The organism is Mesorhizobium sp. B2-5-13 (assembly GCF_006440535.1).
GTDB lineage: Bacteria > Pseudomonadota > Alphaproteobacteria > Rhizobiales > Rhizobiaceae > Mesorhizobium > Mesorhizobium salmacidum.
In genome coordinates, this window is the sequence record NZ_VFUI01000002.1 from 432061 (window position 1) to 445611 (window position 13551).

11 protein-coding genes are annotated in these 13551 nt (G+C 61.9%); 8 read left to right on the forward strand and 3 right to left on the reverse strand.

Annotation, left to right across the window (positions count from 1 at the left end):
- The first annotated feature begins 5 nt into the window (after nt 1-5).
- Complete coding sequence (locus tag FJ434_RS05330) at nt 6-728, forward strand: HAD family hydrolase (RefSeq protein WP_140509225.1); 723 nt, start codon at nt 6-8, stop codon at nt 726-728.
- Here FJ434_RS05330 and FJ434_RS05335 read toward each other — a convergent pair.
- Nucleotides 712-1371 (reverse strand): 50S ribosomal protein L11 methyltransferase, encoded by a 660-nt coding sequence (locus tag FJ434_RS05335; protein ID WP_140746632.1) that lies wholly within the window; start codon nt 1369-1371, stop codon nt 712-714. The two genes, FJ434_RS05330 and FJ434_RS05335, sit on opposite strands and share 17 nt — an antisense overlap.
- 92 nt (nt 1372-1463) lie before the next feature.
- Nucleotides 1464-3452, reverse strand: coding sequence for a long-chain fatty acid--CoA ligase (locus FJ434_RS05340; RefSeq protein WP_140746326.1), 1989 nt, complete (start codon nt 3450-3452; stop codon nt 1464-1466).
- 469 nt (nt 3453-3921) lie between these two features.
- On the opposite strand from FJ434_RS05340, the gene FJ434_RS05345 reads away from it, so the two are divergent.
- The 7 genes from FJ434_RS05345 to FJ434_RS05375 all read left to right on the forward strand — a co-directional run bounded on the left by FJ434_RS05345 (nt 3922) and on the right by FJ434_RS05375 (nt 11939).
- A complete protein-coding gene (locus tag FJ434_RS05345; protein ID WP_140509230.1) occupies nt 3922-5514 on the forward strand; it encodes an ABC transporter substrate-binding protein in 1593 nt (530 codons plus the stop codon).
- 50 nt (nt 5515-5564) lie between these two features.
- Entirely contained in the window at nt 5565-6572 is a 1008-nt protein-coding gene (locus FJ434_RS05350) for an ABC transporter permease subunit (RefSeq protein WP_140746329.1), read from the forward strand.
- Nucleotides 6573-6642: 70 nt separating this feature from the next.
- Nucleotides 6643-7497, forward strand: coding sequence for an ABC transporter permease subunit (locus tag FJ434_RS05355; protein WP_246672893.1), 855 nt, complete (start codon nt 6643-6645; stop codon nt 7495-7497).
- Nucleotides 7498-7499: 2 nt separating this feature from the next.
- A complete protein-coding gene (locus tag FJ434_RS05360) occupies nt 7500-8357 on the forward strand; it encodes an ABC transporter ATP-binding protein (RefSeq protein ID WP_140509235.1) in 858 nt (285 codons plus the stop codon).
- Entirely contained in the window at nt 8354-9181 is an 828-nt protein-coding gene (locus tag FJ434_RS05365) for a dipeptide ABC transporter ATP-binding protein (RefSeq protein ID WP_140746336.1), read from the forward strand. Before FJ434_RS05360 ends, FJ434_RS05365 begins: the two co-directional genes overlap by 4 nt.
- A 365-nt stretch (nt 9182-9546) precedes the next feature.
- Nucleotides 9547-11421, forward strand: a complete 1875-nt coding sequence (locus tag FJ434_RS30070) for an adenylate/guanylate cyclase domain-containing protein (protein WP_246678263.1) — start codon at nt 9547-9549, stop codon at nt 11419-11421.
- 65 nt (nt 11422-11486) lie between these two features.
- On the forward strand, nt 11487-11939 hold the full coding sequence (locus FJ434_RS05375) for an SgcJ/EcaC family oxidoreductase (RefSeq protein ID WP_140746340.1): 453 nt from the start codon (nt 11487-11489) through the stop codon (nt 11937-11939).
- 320 nt (nt 11940-12259) lie between these two features.
- Here FJ434_RS05375 and FJ434_RS05380 read toward each other — a convergent pair whose 3' ends face one another.
- A complete protein-coding gene (locus FJ434_RS05380; RefSeq protein WP_181165864.1) occupies nt 12260-13522 on the reverse strand; it encodes a cysteine desulfurase-like protein in 1263 nt (420 codons plus the stop codon).
- Nucleotides 13523-13551 lie beyond the last annotated feature (29 nt).

The window sequence follows — 13551 nt, forward strand, 5'->3', positions numbered from 1 at the left end:
AAAGTTTGGCAGACATCAAGGGCATATTGTTCGACAAGGACGGGACACTTGTCGATTTCAACGCGACCTGGCTCGGCGTGGCCGATTTCATGGCCATGGACGCAGCGGAGGGCGACCGCTGGAAGGCCGACAGGTTGCTCGCGGCCGCCGGCTTCGATTTCGCCAACCGGCGCTTCAAACCCGATTCCATCTTTGCCTCCGGCACCAATCTCGACGTTGTCGAACTGTGGTTTCCCCGCCTGTCCAACGAGGATCAGATGCTTGCCGTCGCCCGCTTCAACGAGATCACCTCGGTGCAGGGCTCGGCGATGGCGGTGGCGCTGCCCGGCATTGTCGACACGCTGGCTCTGCTGCACAAGCGATCCTACCGGCTTGGCGTCGCCACCAACGATTCGACCACCGGGGCGGAGAAGACCTTGGTCACGCTCGGCGTCGCGCAACTGTTCGACGCCGCCTATGGTTATGACGCGGTGGCCAACCCCAAGCCAGCTCCCGACACCATCCAGGCCTTTTGCGATCTTACCGGGCTGAAGCCGGCGGAGATCGCCATGGTCGGCGATAACAGGCACGATCTCGAAATGGCGCGTGCCGGCGGCTGCGGCCTCGCGGTCGGCGTGCTTTCCGGCACCGGCACCCGCGAATCGCTGGCCGAGATCGCCGACCTCGTCCTGGATTCGGTTGCCGACCTGCCGGATCTCCTTTCGGCGCGGGTCAAGGAGACGGCTTGATCGGCAGGCCGGCGTACTGTTCGGTCTGGAGGCGAAAGACAGCGCTCGGCTTCAGCGCGGCGTCTTTCGCCTCGCCGAAATCCGGCACCTTGTATTCGGCAAGCAGCCGCAGCCGCGAGCGCGGCAGATAGGCCCGGCCCGGATCGCCGACCAGCACCTCGATGCCGGCGGCGAGGCAGCGGTCGAGGAAAGGCATCATCCCCAGGGCGACACTCTGACCGTAGAAAACGTCGCCGGCGAGCACCAGGTCCACGGCGGGCGGTGCCCCGGTGGTGATGTCGTCCCCCATCATCGTGATCGTGACGCTATTGGCCGCTGCGTTCAGCGCCAGCGCGGCGATGCCGTTGCGGTCGATCTCGGCGGCCATCACCTCACGCGCGCCGGCTTTCGCGGCGGCGATGCCGACAAGGCCGGACCCGGCTCCGAGGTCGAGCACGCGGGGGCCGGCCACGATCTTCGGATGGTCGAGGATGTAGCGCGCCAGCACGGCGCCGCCGGCCCACGCATAGGCCCAGTAGGGCGGCTGCGGTTCCCGCGTCTCATCGCCATCCTCTTCAGGGTCGACGAGGCGTCTCAAGCCGCTGCCCGGGTGAGCGGTGTACAGCTGGATTTCGGGAAGCGCTGGTACCGGGACAAGGCGCATATTCGCCTTGATGAACGCTGCCGGGTCGAGGCGGAGGTGCCGGCCCGGCAAATCGTTGTCCGGCGCCTCGCCGTCGGCAGGACTATCACGCACTACTCGCGCAAAGCCCGCCGCAGGATCTTGCCGACCGGCGTCTTCGGCAATTCGGTCCTGAACTCGATGTATCTGGGACGCTTGTAGCCGGTCAGGTTCTCACGGCAAAAGGCGGTGATGGCTTCGGCCGTCAGGGCCGGATCCTTCTTGACGATGAACAGCTTCGGCACTTCGCCCGAATGCTCGTCCGGCACGCCGATCGCCGCCACTTCGAGCACGCCGGGATGGGCCGCCACGACCTCCTCGAGTTCGGTCGGATAGACGTTGAAGCCGGAAACGAGGATCATGTCCTTCTTGCGATCGACGATCTTGGTGTAGCCGCGTTCGTCCATGAAACCCATGTCGCCCGATTTGAAGAAGCCGTCCTCGGCCATCACCTTGGCGGTCTCGTCCGGCCGGTTCCAGTAACCCGCCATCACCTGCGGTCCCCTGATGCAGATCTCGCCGACCTCGCCGAGCGGCACGTTGTTGCCGTCGTCGTCGCGGATGGCGATTTCGGTCGAGGGCAGCGGCAGGCCGATGGTGCCGGTGAAGTCGCCGGAACTGAATTTGTTGGCCGTCGCCACCGGCGAGGTCTCCGAAAGGCCGTAGCCTTCGCTGATCGGGCACCCGGTCAGCGCCTTCCAGCGCTCGGCGACGCCCTTCTGCACCGCCATGCCGCCGCCCAGCGTCAGCAGCAGCGGCCTGAAGTCGAGCTTGCGGAAGTCCTCATTGTTCAAGAGCGCATTGAACAGCGTGTTGAGGCCCGGAAAGATATGGATCGGGTATTTGCCCATTTCCTTGACGAAGCCGGGAATGTCGCGCGGATTAGGGATCAGTATGTTCTGGCCGCCCATTTGCATGCCCATCAGCGCATTCACCGTCAGCGCGAAGATATGGTAGAGCGGCAATGCGCAGACGAGGTTGAGATGCCCCGGCTTTGGCTTGACGGTGTAGGCGTCCTGCAGCCACAGCGCATTCTGCGCGACATTGGCCAGTACATTGCTGTGCGAGAGGGTCGCGCCTTTCGAGATTCCGGTGGTGCCGCCGGTATATTGCAGGAAGGCGACATCACTGGCGGCCACCGTGGCCGGCTTGAAGGCCATGCCGCGGCCAGCCTTCAGGGCCGCATTGAACTTGACATGGCCGGGCAATGACCAGGCCGGCACCATTTTCTTGACGCGGCGCACGACCAGATTGACGATCGAGCCCTTCAGGCCGCCGAGCAGGTCGCCCATGGCGGCGACTATGACATGCTTGACCGAGGTCCTGGCGACGACCGCCTGCAAGGTGTTGGCGAAGTTTTCGAGGATGACGATGGCCTGCGCCCCGGAATCCTTGAGCTGATGCTCCAGTTCGCGCGGCGTGTAGAGCGGATTGACGTTCACCACCGTGAAGCCGGCGCGGGCGACCGCCATCATCGCCACGGGATACTGCAGCACGTTCGGCATCATCAGGGCGACGCGCGCCCCCTTCTGCAATCCGGTGGACTGCAGATAGGCACCGAAGGCCGCCGATAGCTGTTCGAGTTCAGCGTAGGTGATTGACTTGCCCATGCAGGTGAAAGCGGGCTGACCGGCGAACTGCTTGCAGGCGCCAACGAGGAAGTCGCCGATGGAACTGTAGGGAAGGGCGCCGATCTCGGCCGGCATGTTCTTGGGATAGCTGTTGAGCCATGGCTTTTGCGGCAGGCCGGCGGCGAGTTCGGTGAGCGCCTTCGGCAGCCGCTGGCTGGCCGGGGTCGCCGGTTTCGATACAGGTGCAGCCTTCGCTGGTGGCGAACTCTTCGTCGTTCCGGCCTTGCCCGATTCGGCCTTGGTCGCGAACGCCTTTGCCGGCGCGGCTTTCGTCGCCGGCTTCTTGCTGGCGGTGGCCGCTGCTTTCGCCGTGGGGGTGCTCTTGGCGGGTTTGGCCGCCGCTTTCGCGGCTGCGGCTTTGCCTTGCCCACCGGCTGGTTTCGAGACCGCCTTGGCCGACGCCTTCACTGGCGCCTTCGATGCTTTTGCCACCCGTTCCTCCTCGACAACCCTGGTCGCCTGTTTCTCGTTGGGCCGCGCCGCGCCGCCTCCGGATTGATGGAGACGTCCTCCGCTGCCGGCAGCATGTGCACCTATGTATTGCCTCTATCGGCGACGGTGCAAGTCTTGCCCTTGCGGCAAGACCCCGAAAGATTTGCCGTCGGAAATCGTTGCCGCCGGCTGTACTTGGAACCGCATTTTTTCCGCATTGATGGCCGGATGAAGACGGCGTCCGGCACCCTTGGTGCCGGACGTCGGATCAATAAAAAAATGCGGTCGTTAATAATATCGTGAATAGAAAAAACTGCTAATTTTTTCTGCCATTTAGCTGAATCGCGGATTTTTTTCCTGCTTCCCGCGGGGTAAGCAAACGGGGTGTTCCAAAGCCGGAAAAACGGTGCTTATATGCGCGCTTCGCGAGCCTGATAGAGGGGCTTGGAAGAACATCAGGGAGTGCTCAATGAAGAAGAAATTGACTTTTGCAGCCGCGTTGCTGGCTGCAAGCGTCCTGGGCGGCGTGGCCAACGCGAAAACTCTGGTCTATTGCGCGGAGGCGTCGCCGGAAGGTTTCGATCCGGCGCCGTACACTGCGGGACAGACGTTCGATGCGTCCTCGCGTACCGTCTTCAACCGCCTCGTCGAATTCGATCACGGCAAGACCTCGGTCTCGCCCGGCCTTGCTGACAGCTGGGCGATTTCCGACGACGGCAAGGAATATACTTTCAAGCTGCGCAAGGGCGTCAAGTTCGCGCCCACCGACTACTTCACCCCGACGCGCGACCTGAACGCCGACGACGTGGTGTTCTCGTTCCAGCGCCAGGTCGACAAGAACGGCCCCTGGTTCCAGTACATACCGGGCATTGCCTATCAGTATTACAATGATCAGTTCGGCGACAACATCACCAAGGTCGAGAAGGTCGACGACCTCACGGTGAAGTTCACCCTCAAGGAGCCGGCGATCACCTTCATTCCGACGCTAGGCATGGATTTCGCCTCGATCGTCTCGAAGGAATATGCCGACAAGCTGCAGGCCGACAAGACGCCTGAATTGTTCAACCAGAAGCCGGTCGGCACCGGCCCGTTCATCTTCGTCGACTACCAGACCGACGCCGCCATCCGCTACAAGGCCAACCCGGATTATTGGGGCGGCAAGCAGAAGATCGACGATCTGGTCTTCGCCATCACCACCGATCCGGCGGTGCGCGCGCAGAAGCTGAAGGCGGGCGAATGCAACATCATGTCCTACCCGGCGCCGGCCGACATCGCCGGCTTGCAGGCGGATCCGAACCTGACGGTCGCGGAGCAGGAAGGCCTCAACGTCGGCGCGCTGATGTACAACACCCAGCAGAAGCCGTTCGACGACGTGCGCGTCCGCAAGGCGCTCAACATGGCCATCAACAAGAAGGCCATCATAGACGCCGTGTTCCAGGGCGCCGGCCAGGTGGCGATCAACCCGATCCCGCCGACCATGTGGTCCTACAACAAGGACGTGAAGGACGATCCGTACGATCCGGACGCGGCCAAGAAGATGCTTGAAGAGGCCGGCGTCAAGGACCTCAAGATGAACGTCTGGGCCATGCCCGTGTCGCGTCCGTACATGCCGAACGCGCGCCGCACCGCCGAGCTGATCCAGGCCGACTTCGCCAAGGTCGGCGTCACCGTCAACATCGTCAGCTATGATTGGGGTGAATACCTCAAGCGCGCTTCGGCGGTCGATCACGACGGCGCCGTCATCGTCGGCTGGACCGGCGACAATGGCGATCCGGACAACTTCCTCGGCGTGCTCCTGAGCTGCGCTTCCGTCGGTTCTAACAACCGCGCGGAATGGTGCAACAAGGACTTCGATGCGCTCATCAACAAGGCCAAGACGGTTTCCGATCAGGCCGAGCGCACCAAGCTCTACGAACAGGCACAGGTCATCTTCAAGGAGCAGGCACCGTGGGCGACGCTCGCCCACTCCAAGGTGTTCATGCCGATGCAGAAGACAGTCTCCGGCTTTGCGATGGATCCGCTCGGCATCCATCGCTTTGACGGCGTCGATATCGCCGAATAAGGTTCGCGAAACGGGACGGCGCCACAGGGCGCCGCCCCACCTCGCCCGCCATGCTGCGTTATATCCTCGGCAAGCTCGCCCTCATCATCCCGACCTTCATCGGGATAACCATCCTCGCTTTCGGCTTCGTGCGCATCCTGCCCGGTGATCCGGTGCTGGTGCTTGCGGGCGAACGTGGCCTGTCGCCCGAACGCCACACGGCGCTGATGCATCAGTTCGGTTTCGACCTGCCGATCTGGCAACAATATCTGACCTATCTGGCCAACATCCTCGGTGGCGATTTCGGCACCTCGTTTTCCACCAAGACGCCGGTGCTCAAGGATTTCCTCGTGCGGTTCCCGGCGACTGTCGAACTCGCCATCTTCGCCATGATCTTCGCCATCATCTTCGGTGTCGCCTTCGGCATTTTCGCCGCAATCCGCCGCGGCTCCTGGTTCGACCAGCTGACCATGGGCACCGCGCTCGCCGGCTATTCCATGCCGATCTTCTGGTGGGGCCTGCTGCTGATCATCGTCTTCTCCGGTACGCTGCACTGGACACCGGTCTCGGGCCGCATCGACCTTCTCTACTTCTTCAAGCCGGTGACCGGCTTCATGACCATCGATTCCCTCATCTCGGGCCAGAAGGGCGCCTTCCGCTCGGCGGTGTCGCACCTCATTCTGCCCACCGTCGTGCTCGGCACCATTCCGCTGGCGGTCATCGCCAGGCAGACGCGCTCGGCCATGCTCGAAGTGCTGGGCGAGGATTATGTACGCACCGCGCGCGCCAAGGGCCTGGCGCCGCGCCGTGTCATCGGTCTGCATGCCTTCCGCAATGCGCTGATCCCGGTCGTCACCACCATCGGCCTGCAGGTCGGCACGCTGCTCACCGGCGCCATCCTGACCGAGAGCATCTTTTCGTGGCCGGGCATCGGCAAGTGGATGATCGACGCCATTTCCAAGCGCGACTATTTCACCGTGCAGGGCGGGTTGCTTTTGATCGCGCTGATCGTCATGTCGGTGAACCTTATCGTCGACGTGCTCTATGCCGTCATCAACCCGCGTATCCGGGCGAATTGACATGACCAATGAAGGCCCAGCCGTCATCGAAGCCGCGACCGTCGTCAAGCCGCAGGACGCGCGGCTGCAGATGTTCGGCGAATTCTGGCACTATTTCTCGATCAACAAGGGCGCGGTGATCGGTCTCTTCGTCTTCGCCCTGCTGATCCTGATCGCCATCTTCGCGCCTCTGCTCGCCCCGCATTCGCCGGACGATCAGTTCCGCGACTTCTTCCTGACGCCGCCGGCCTGGCAGACGGGCGGCAACGCGCAGTTCCTGCTCGGCACCGACGCCGTCGGCCGCGATATGCTTTCGCGACTGATCTATGGCTCGCGCTTCTCGCTCGCCATCGGCTTCGTCGTCGTCACCACGGCGCTGATCTCCGGCGTCATCCTCGGCCTGCTCGCCGGTTACTGCCGTGGCTGGGTCGACACGCTGATCATGCGCATCATGGACATCATCCTGGCCTTCCCGTCGCTGCTGCTGGCACTGGTGCTGGTCGCGGTGCTCGGCCCTGGCCTCGTCAACGCCATGATCGCCATCGCCTTCGTGCTGCAGCCACACTTCGCCCGGCTGACCCGCGCCGCTGTAATGGCGGAGAAGACCCGCGAATATGTCGTCTCGGCCAAGGTCGCTGGCGCCAGCCATCTCAGGCTGATGCTGGTCACCATCCTGCCCAACTGTATCGCCCCGCTGATCGTGCAGGCGACGCTGTCCTTCTCCAACGCCATCCTCGAGGCGGCAGCCCTCGGCTTCCTCGGCATGGGCGCGCAGCCGCCGACGCCGGAATGGGGCACCATGCTTGCCGAAGCGCGCGAGTTCATTCTGCGCGCATGGTGGGTGGTGACCTTCCCCGGCCTTGCCATCCTGATCACCGTCTTTGCCATTAACCTGATCGGCGACGGCCTGCGCGACGCCCTCGACCCCAAGCTGAAAAGGTCGTGAGCATGTCCCTGCTTGAGATCAAGAATCTTACCGTTTCCTTCGACACCGCCGCCGGACCGTTCATGGCCGTGCAAGGTATCGATCTTTCGGTCGAGCCGCGCGAGGTGCTGGCCATCGTCGGCGAGTCCGGCTCCGGCAAGTCGGTGTCGATGCTGGCGGTCATGGGGCTGTTGCCAAACACCGCGACCGTCAAGGCCGACCGCATGGCCTTCGACGGCGTCGACCTGTTGAAGCTCAGCCCGTCCGAACGCCGCAAGATTGTCGGCAAGGAGATCTCGATGATCTTCCAGGAACCGATCGCCAGCCTCAACCCGTGCTTCACGGTCGGCTTCCAGATCGAGGAAGTGCTGCGCTTCCACATGGGCATGGATCGCGCCCAGCGCCGGGCCCGCGCCATCGAGCTGATGAAGCTGGTCGGCATTGCCGATCCGGAAGAACGGCTTAGCTCGTTTCCGCACCAGATGTCGGGCGGCCAGTGCCAGCGCGTCATGATCGCCATCGCCATTGCCTGCAATCCGAAGCTTTTGATCGCGGACGAGCCGACGACCGCGCTCGACGTCACCATCCAGAAGCAGATCCTCGATCTGCTCGTCTCGCTGCAGGCCAAATACGGCATGGGCCTGATCATGATCACCCACAATATGGGCGTGGTGGCCGAGACCGCCGACCGCGTCATCGTCCAGTACAAGGGCCGCAAGATGGAAGAGGCCGACGTGCTGTCGCTTTTTGAATCGCCGAAGAGCAATTACACCCGCGCGCTGCTGTCGGCGTTGCCGGAAAACGCCGTCGGCGACCGGCTGCCGACCGTTTCCGACATGCTGTTCGAGCCTGCCCCCTCGGCAGCGGGAGCCTCCGCATGAGCACCACGGTCCTCGAAGGCAAGAACATTGTTCGCGACTACCATATCGGCGGCGGCCTGTTCACCGGACCGCGCACCGTGCATGCGGTCAAGGGCGTCTCGTTCACGGTGGACAAGGGCAAGACGCTGGCCATCGTCGGCGAAAGCGGCTGTGGCAAGTCCACGCTCGCCCGCATCATCACCTTGATCGATCCCGCGACGTCAGGCGAATTGTTCATCGACGGCAACAAGGTCGACATCGCCAAGGGCGGATTGACGAAGGAGATGCGCCGCAAGGTGCAGATCGTCTTCCAGAACCCTTACGGATCGCTCAATCCGCGCCAGAAGATCGGCGACGTGCTGGGCGAGCCGCTGCTGATCAACACCGACAAGCCGGCCGCCGAACGGCGCGACCTCGCCATGAAGATGCTGAAGAAGGTCGGCCTCGGTCACGAGCACTACAACCGCTATCCGCACATGTTTTCGGGCGGCCAGCGCCAGCGCATCGCCATTGCCCGTGCGCTGATGCTGAACCCGAGCCTGCTGGTGCTGGACGAGCCGGTCTCCGCACTCGACCTGTCGGTGCAGGCGCAGGTGCTCAACCTGCTCGCCGACCTGCAGGATGAATTCCAGCTGACCTATGTCTTCATCAGCCACGACCTTTCGGTGGTGCGCTATATCGCCGACGACGTGATGGTGATGTATTTCGGCGAGGCCGTCGAATACGGCTCGCGCGACGAGGTCTTCGCCGACCCCAAGCACGGCTACACCAGGACGCTGTTCGCCGCGACGCCACGCGCCGACGTCGCCAGCATTAAAGCGCGGTTGGCGAAGAAGGCCGCCTAGAGTCAAAGCCCAACTGCTCTGAACGACCGGGTTTTACTCAAAGACGGCTTGCCATGACATGGACGACCGCTTTGCGCCCTCATCTCGGCCGTATAGATCAGCATTGCCGTTTCCTGAAGCTGACGGTCGCAGGCGACCACTCTGGTCGCGGTTGCGCCAACTCCTGACGCTTCGGGTTGACACGTCCAAGGTCTTGATTGGGCCGGAAGGAGAACACTCATTTTGACAGAGCGGACATTCGCATTCGAAGGGTCGAGTGGCAGCTATCGGAAGCCGGTCAGCAATGCCTGGTCGCCCTACGTTAGCTGAATACGGCTACTCTGGTCGCGAATTTGTGCTAGTCTGGTTGTTTGGGAGCTCGCGCTATGAGCGAGACGCGAAAACTGGCGGCGATCCTTTGCTCGGATGTGGTCGGCTATAGCCGGCTTGCCGGCGTCGACGAAGATCGCATCCTGGCGCGGCTACGAAGCCTGCGAAGCGATCTGATCGATCCCACAATTGCAGTCCATCACGGTCGCGTCGTTAAACGCACCGGCGACGGCGCGATCGTCGAGTTCCGCAGCGTCGTCGACGCCGTGCGCTGCGCCATCGAAGTTCAGAACGCCATGGTCGAGCGCAACGCCGGCGTGCCCGAGGATCGCCGCATCGTCTTCCGGATAGGAGTTCATCTGGGCGACGTTGTCGAGGAGAGCGACGGCGACCTGATGGGCGATGGCATAAACATTGCCGCTCGGTTGCAGGGCGTGGCTGCGCCGGGCTCGATCTGTCTGTCAGAGGACGCCTACCGCCAAGTGAAGGGGCGGCTCGACGTCGTGGTCACCGATCTCGGCCCGACCCGACTGAAGAACATCACGGAACCGGTCAGGGCCTATTCGCTCGAAGTGGGCAAGCCGGCGCAAGCCAAACCTGCGCCAGCGACGAAGCCGACAGATCAGGCGAAGTCGGTGATGGCCAAGCCACGCTGGCTCTCCCGCCCGATCGGTGCAGCCACCGTCGCCCTTCTCCTCCTAGCCGCAGCTGGTGGCTGGTATATCTTCGGCGGCCGTGGCGTGAAACCGGCCGCGCACCTGTCGATTGTGGTCTTGCCATTCGCCAATCTCTCCGGCGACCCGAACCAGGATTATTTTGCCGACGGCGTGACCGAGAACCTCACTACTGATCTCTCGCAGAGGGTCAAAGGCAGTTTCGTCATCGCGCGCGCGACCGCCTCCACCTACAAGGGCAAGAACGTCGACGCCAAGGAAATCGGCAAGGAACTCGGCGTCCGCTACGTGCTCGAAGGCTCGGTGCAGCGCGACCAGAATCGCGTCAGGGTCAACGCCCAACTCATAGACGCCGAATCCGGCGCGCATCTTTGGGCGGACCGTTTCGAGGAAGACTTGGTTGATCTCTTTAAGCTGCAGGACGAAGTTGTCGCCCGAGTCGCCAATCCATTGCGGGGAGAGCTAATCAGCGCTGAGGCGGAGAAGGCCCAAAGAGTCAAGAACCCCGACGCGATCGACTTCGTCATGCGGGGCTCTAAACTCATTGACCCTCCATATACCAAAGATAGAAATATGGAAGTACGGGCTTGGTCTGAGAAGGCGCTCAAGGTCGATCCTGATAATAGCGATGCGCTTGCGCTAGAAGCGTGGACGTACGTTGTTGATTGCTGGTTTGGCTGGAAAAGTCATGACATTGACTATAATGCCAAGATACTTGGCAACACTGATCGGGCTATAGCTCTCGACCAAAATAACACTAGCGCTTATATTGTAAAGGGAAGCTACTTGACAATTTTATCACACCCTGGCGATGCCCTCAGGGTCTTTGACGCGGGGCTTGCGATTGACCCGAACAGCGCTCCTCTCCATGCCAACCGGGCCCTCGCCAACGAATTTGCGCGTCAGTTCGAGCAGGGCAAAGCTCATATTCAACAAGCTATTCGCCTGAGCCCACATGACCCCTTCCTAGGCAATTGGTACGGCATACTGGCCGGGAACGAACTTGGTCTCGGGCAATTCGACGCGGCGATAGAGGACTCCAATAAGGCGATCGATAGCAACTTCCGGACGTTCTACGCGTATCTCAATCTTGCCGCTGGGCATGCGCTCAAGGGCGAAATCGAGGAGGCGAAGCCTCCTCTAGTTGAAGCTCGCAAACTGAACCCAAAGCTTTCCATCAAGTGGATCAAGGAAGAACATCCGGTCTTGCAATTCGCCGTTGACGCTCTGCGCAAGGCCGGGCTGCCCGAGGAGTGAAAGTGGCGGTACCCGCCTGAACTAACCCTCTTGGGGGCATTAAAACATCCAGCAAGGAGGATGAAATGACATTCAAGTATTGCATGCTGGTCGTCGCCATCACCGCACTGTCTCTCGAACCAGCCAATGCCCAGTCGGCCAAAGACGGCATTGAAGCCAGCAATGCCAAGTTCATGAAATCGATCAACAGCAAGGATGCGGCGGGCGTTGCATCGCTTTACACCGAGGATGCATCAGCATTGCCGCCGGATATGAAGCGAGTCGACGGGCGAGAGAACATTCAAAAGATTTGGCAGGGAGCGATTGAGTACGGCGTTTCCGACCTCAAGCTCACCACGGTTGAGGTGCAAGAAGTCGGAGATTTCGCGTTTGAAACAAGCGCTTTTTCGTACAAGATGCCGGGCAAAGACTCCAAACCCGTGGACGGCGTCGGCAAGGCTATGGTGGTTTGGAAGAAGGCACCGGACGGCAAATGGCAAATCTATCGCGACATCTGGAACTCCGATCCCGCGAAATAGGCATTGCCCCCCGCGTTCGGTCGCGGCCGCTGAAGCTCAGCCGACGGTAGTTGCAACTTCAAGGCAGACCTTCCCCGATCGGCCTGATCGCCTGGTGTGGAGAAGACCTGTCGCGCGATGAATGGCTGCGGCGCAAAGCTGCCGTCCATCTTGCGGCAGGCGCAAGTCAGCAATGGGTCAGCTTCAGACTTGGGCCCGCCCGGGCTGAAGGTCCGCTATTGTTCCTCGGACGCCAAAAAGCCGACTGTCCGCTACCGGCCCCGTTCCCGTCGTCCCGAAACGAATAGTCGCTTTTTGCGCGTTCCTTGACAGGACGCCGATCACGACAGCTTGGCGATGATGCCTCGCAAAGCCTCGCCGAACTTGTGGATCTCCTCGACCGTGTTGTAGTGCACCAGCGAGGCGCGGATGGCGCCGCTGTCCATCGACAGGTTGAGCCGCTTCATCAGCCGCGGTGCGTACATGTGGCCATCGCGGATGCCGATCTGCATCTCGGCCATTTCCTCGACGATCCGCTGTGGCGACAGCTTGCCGATGTTGAAGCAGAAGGTCGGCACGCGCTCGTTGATGCGGGCTTCGTCGGCAACGCCGTAGATGGTCGCGCCGCAACCCTTCAGCACGCCCATCATCTCGCTCGCCAGCACCAGCTCATAGTCGCGGATGGCGCCCATGCCGGCGACGATGTTCTCGCGCCGCGAGCGGTTGTTGGAGGGCGCGAGATTGCGGCCGATCAGTTCCAGATACTGTACGGCGGCATCCATGCCCGACACGTTCTCATAGATGAAGGTGCCGGCCTCAACCTTGTAGGGCGGCTCGTCCGGAATGAAATCCTCGCGGAAGGTCGGCAAGCGTTTCAGCGTTTCGAAGCGGCCCCACAGGAAGCCCATATGCGGCGAAAAGTTCTTGTAGCCGGAGCAGACGAGATAGTCGCAGTCCCAGGCTTGCACGTCGATCAGTCCGTGCGGTCCGTAATGCACGCAGTCGAGAAACACTTCGCCGCCGGCGGCATGCGCGACTTTCGCGACGGATGCGACGTCCACGATCGAACCGATCGAGTGTGCGGTGACCGTGCAGGCGACAAGACGGGTGCGGTCGGAGACCAGCGGACGCAAATCGTCGACATGCAGATTTCCGTCCTCGCGCATGCGCCACCACTTGAACTTGGCGCCCGCAGATTCCAGCACCAGCCAGGTGGCGATGTTGGCATCATGGTCCATGTCGGTGATGACGATCTCATCGCGCTCTTGCAGCATCTGGCCGATGCCGAGGCTGACCAGACGGATGAAGGAGGTGGCGTTCATGCCGAAGCAGATTTCCGCCGGGCTGTAGGCATTGATCAGCAAGGCGACGCTTGTCCGAGCGTCGGCGACCGACTGGTCGACGGTGACGCTGCGGCCATAGCGGCCGCCGCGCTGGACATTGTGCGAGACCAGGTGGTTGGTCACCGCGTCGAGCACGCTCTGCGGGATCTGCGCGCCGGCGGCATTGTCCATGAAAATGAAATCGCCGGCTCGCTGCAGGGCAGGAAACATGGCGCGGATGGTGTCGACGGGGAAGCCGCCGGTGGCCTGGGGATTGCTCAAGAATATCTCCTGCGAAGTGCTTGTGGTGA

Coding starts and splice junctions, on each gene's coding strand:
- FJ434_RS05345 (WP_140509230.1), top strand. CDS start 3,922: ATGAAGAAGAAATTGACTTTTGCAGCCGCGTTGCTGGCTGCAAGCGTC.
- FJ434_RS05375 (WP_140746340.1), top strand. CDS start 11,487: ATGACATTCAAGTATTGCATGCTGGTCGTCGCCATCACCGCACTGTCT.
- FJ434_RS30070 (WP_246678263.1), top strand. CDS start 9,547: ATGAGCGAGACGCGAAAACTGGCGGCGATCCTTTGCTCGGATGTGGTC.
- FJ434_RS05365 (WP_140746336.1), top strand. CDS start 8,354: ATGAGCACCACGGTCCTCGAAGGCAAGAACATTGTTCGCGACTACCAT.
- FJ434_RS05355 (WP_246672893.1), top strand. CDS start 6,643: ATGTTCGGCGAATTCTGGCACTATTTCTCGATCAACAAGGGCGCGGTG.
- FJ434_RS05350 (WP_140746329.1), top strand. CDS start 5,565: ATGCTGCGTTATATCCTCGGCAAGCTCGCCCTCATCATCCCGACCTTC.
- FJ434_RS05335 (WP_140746632.1), bottom strand. CDS start 1,371: ATGCGCCTTGTCCCGGTACCAGCGCTTCCCGAAATCCAGCTGTACACC.
- FJ434_RS05360 (WP_140509235.1), top strand. CDS start 7,500: ATGTCCCTGCTTGAGATCAAGAATCTTACCGTTTCCTTCGACACCGCC.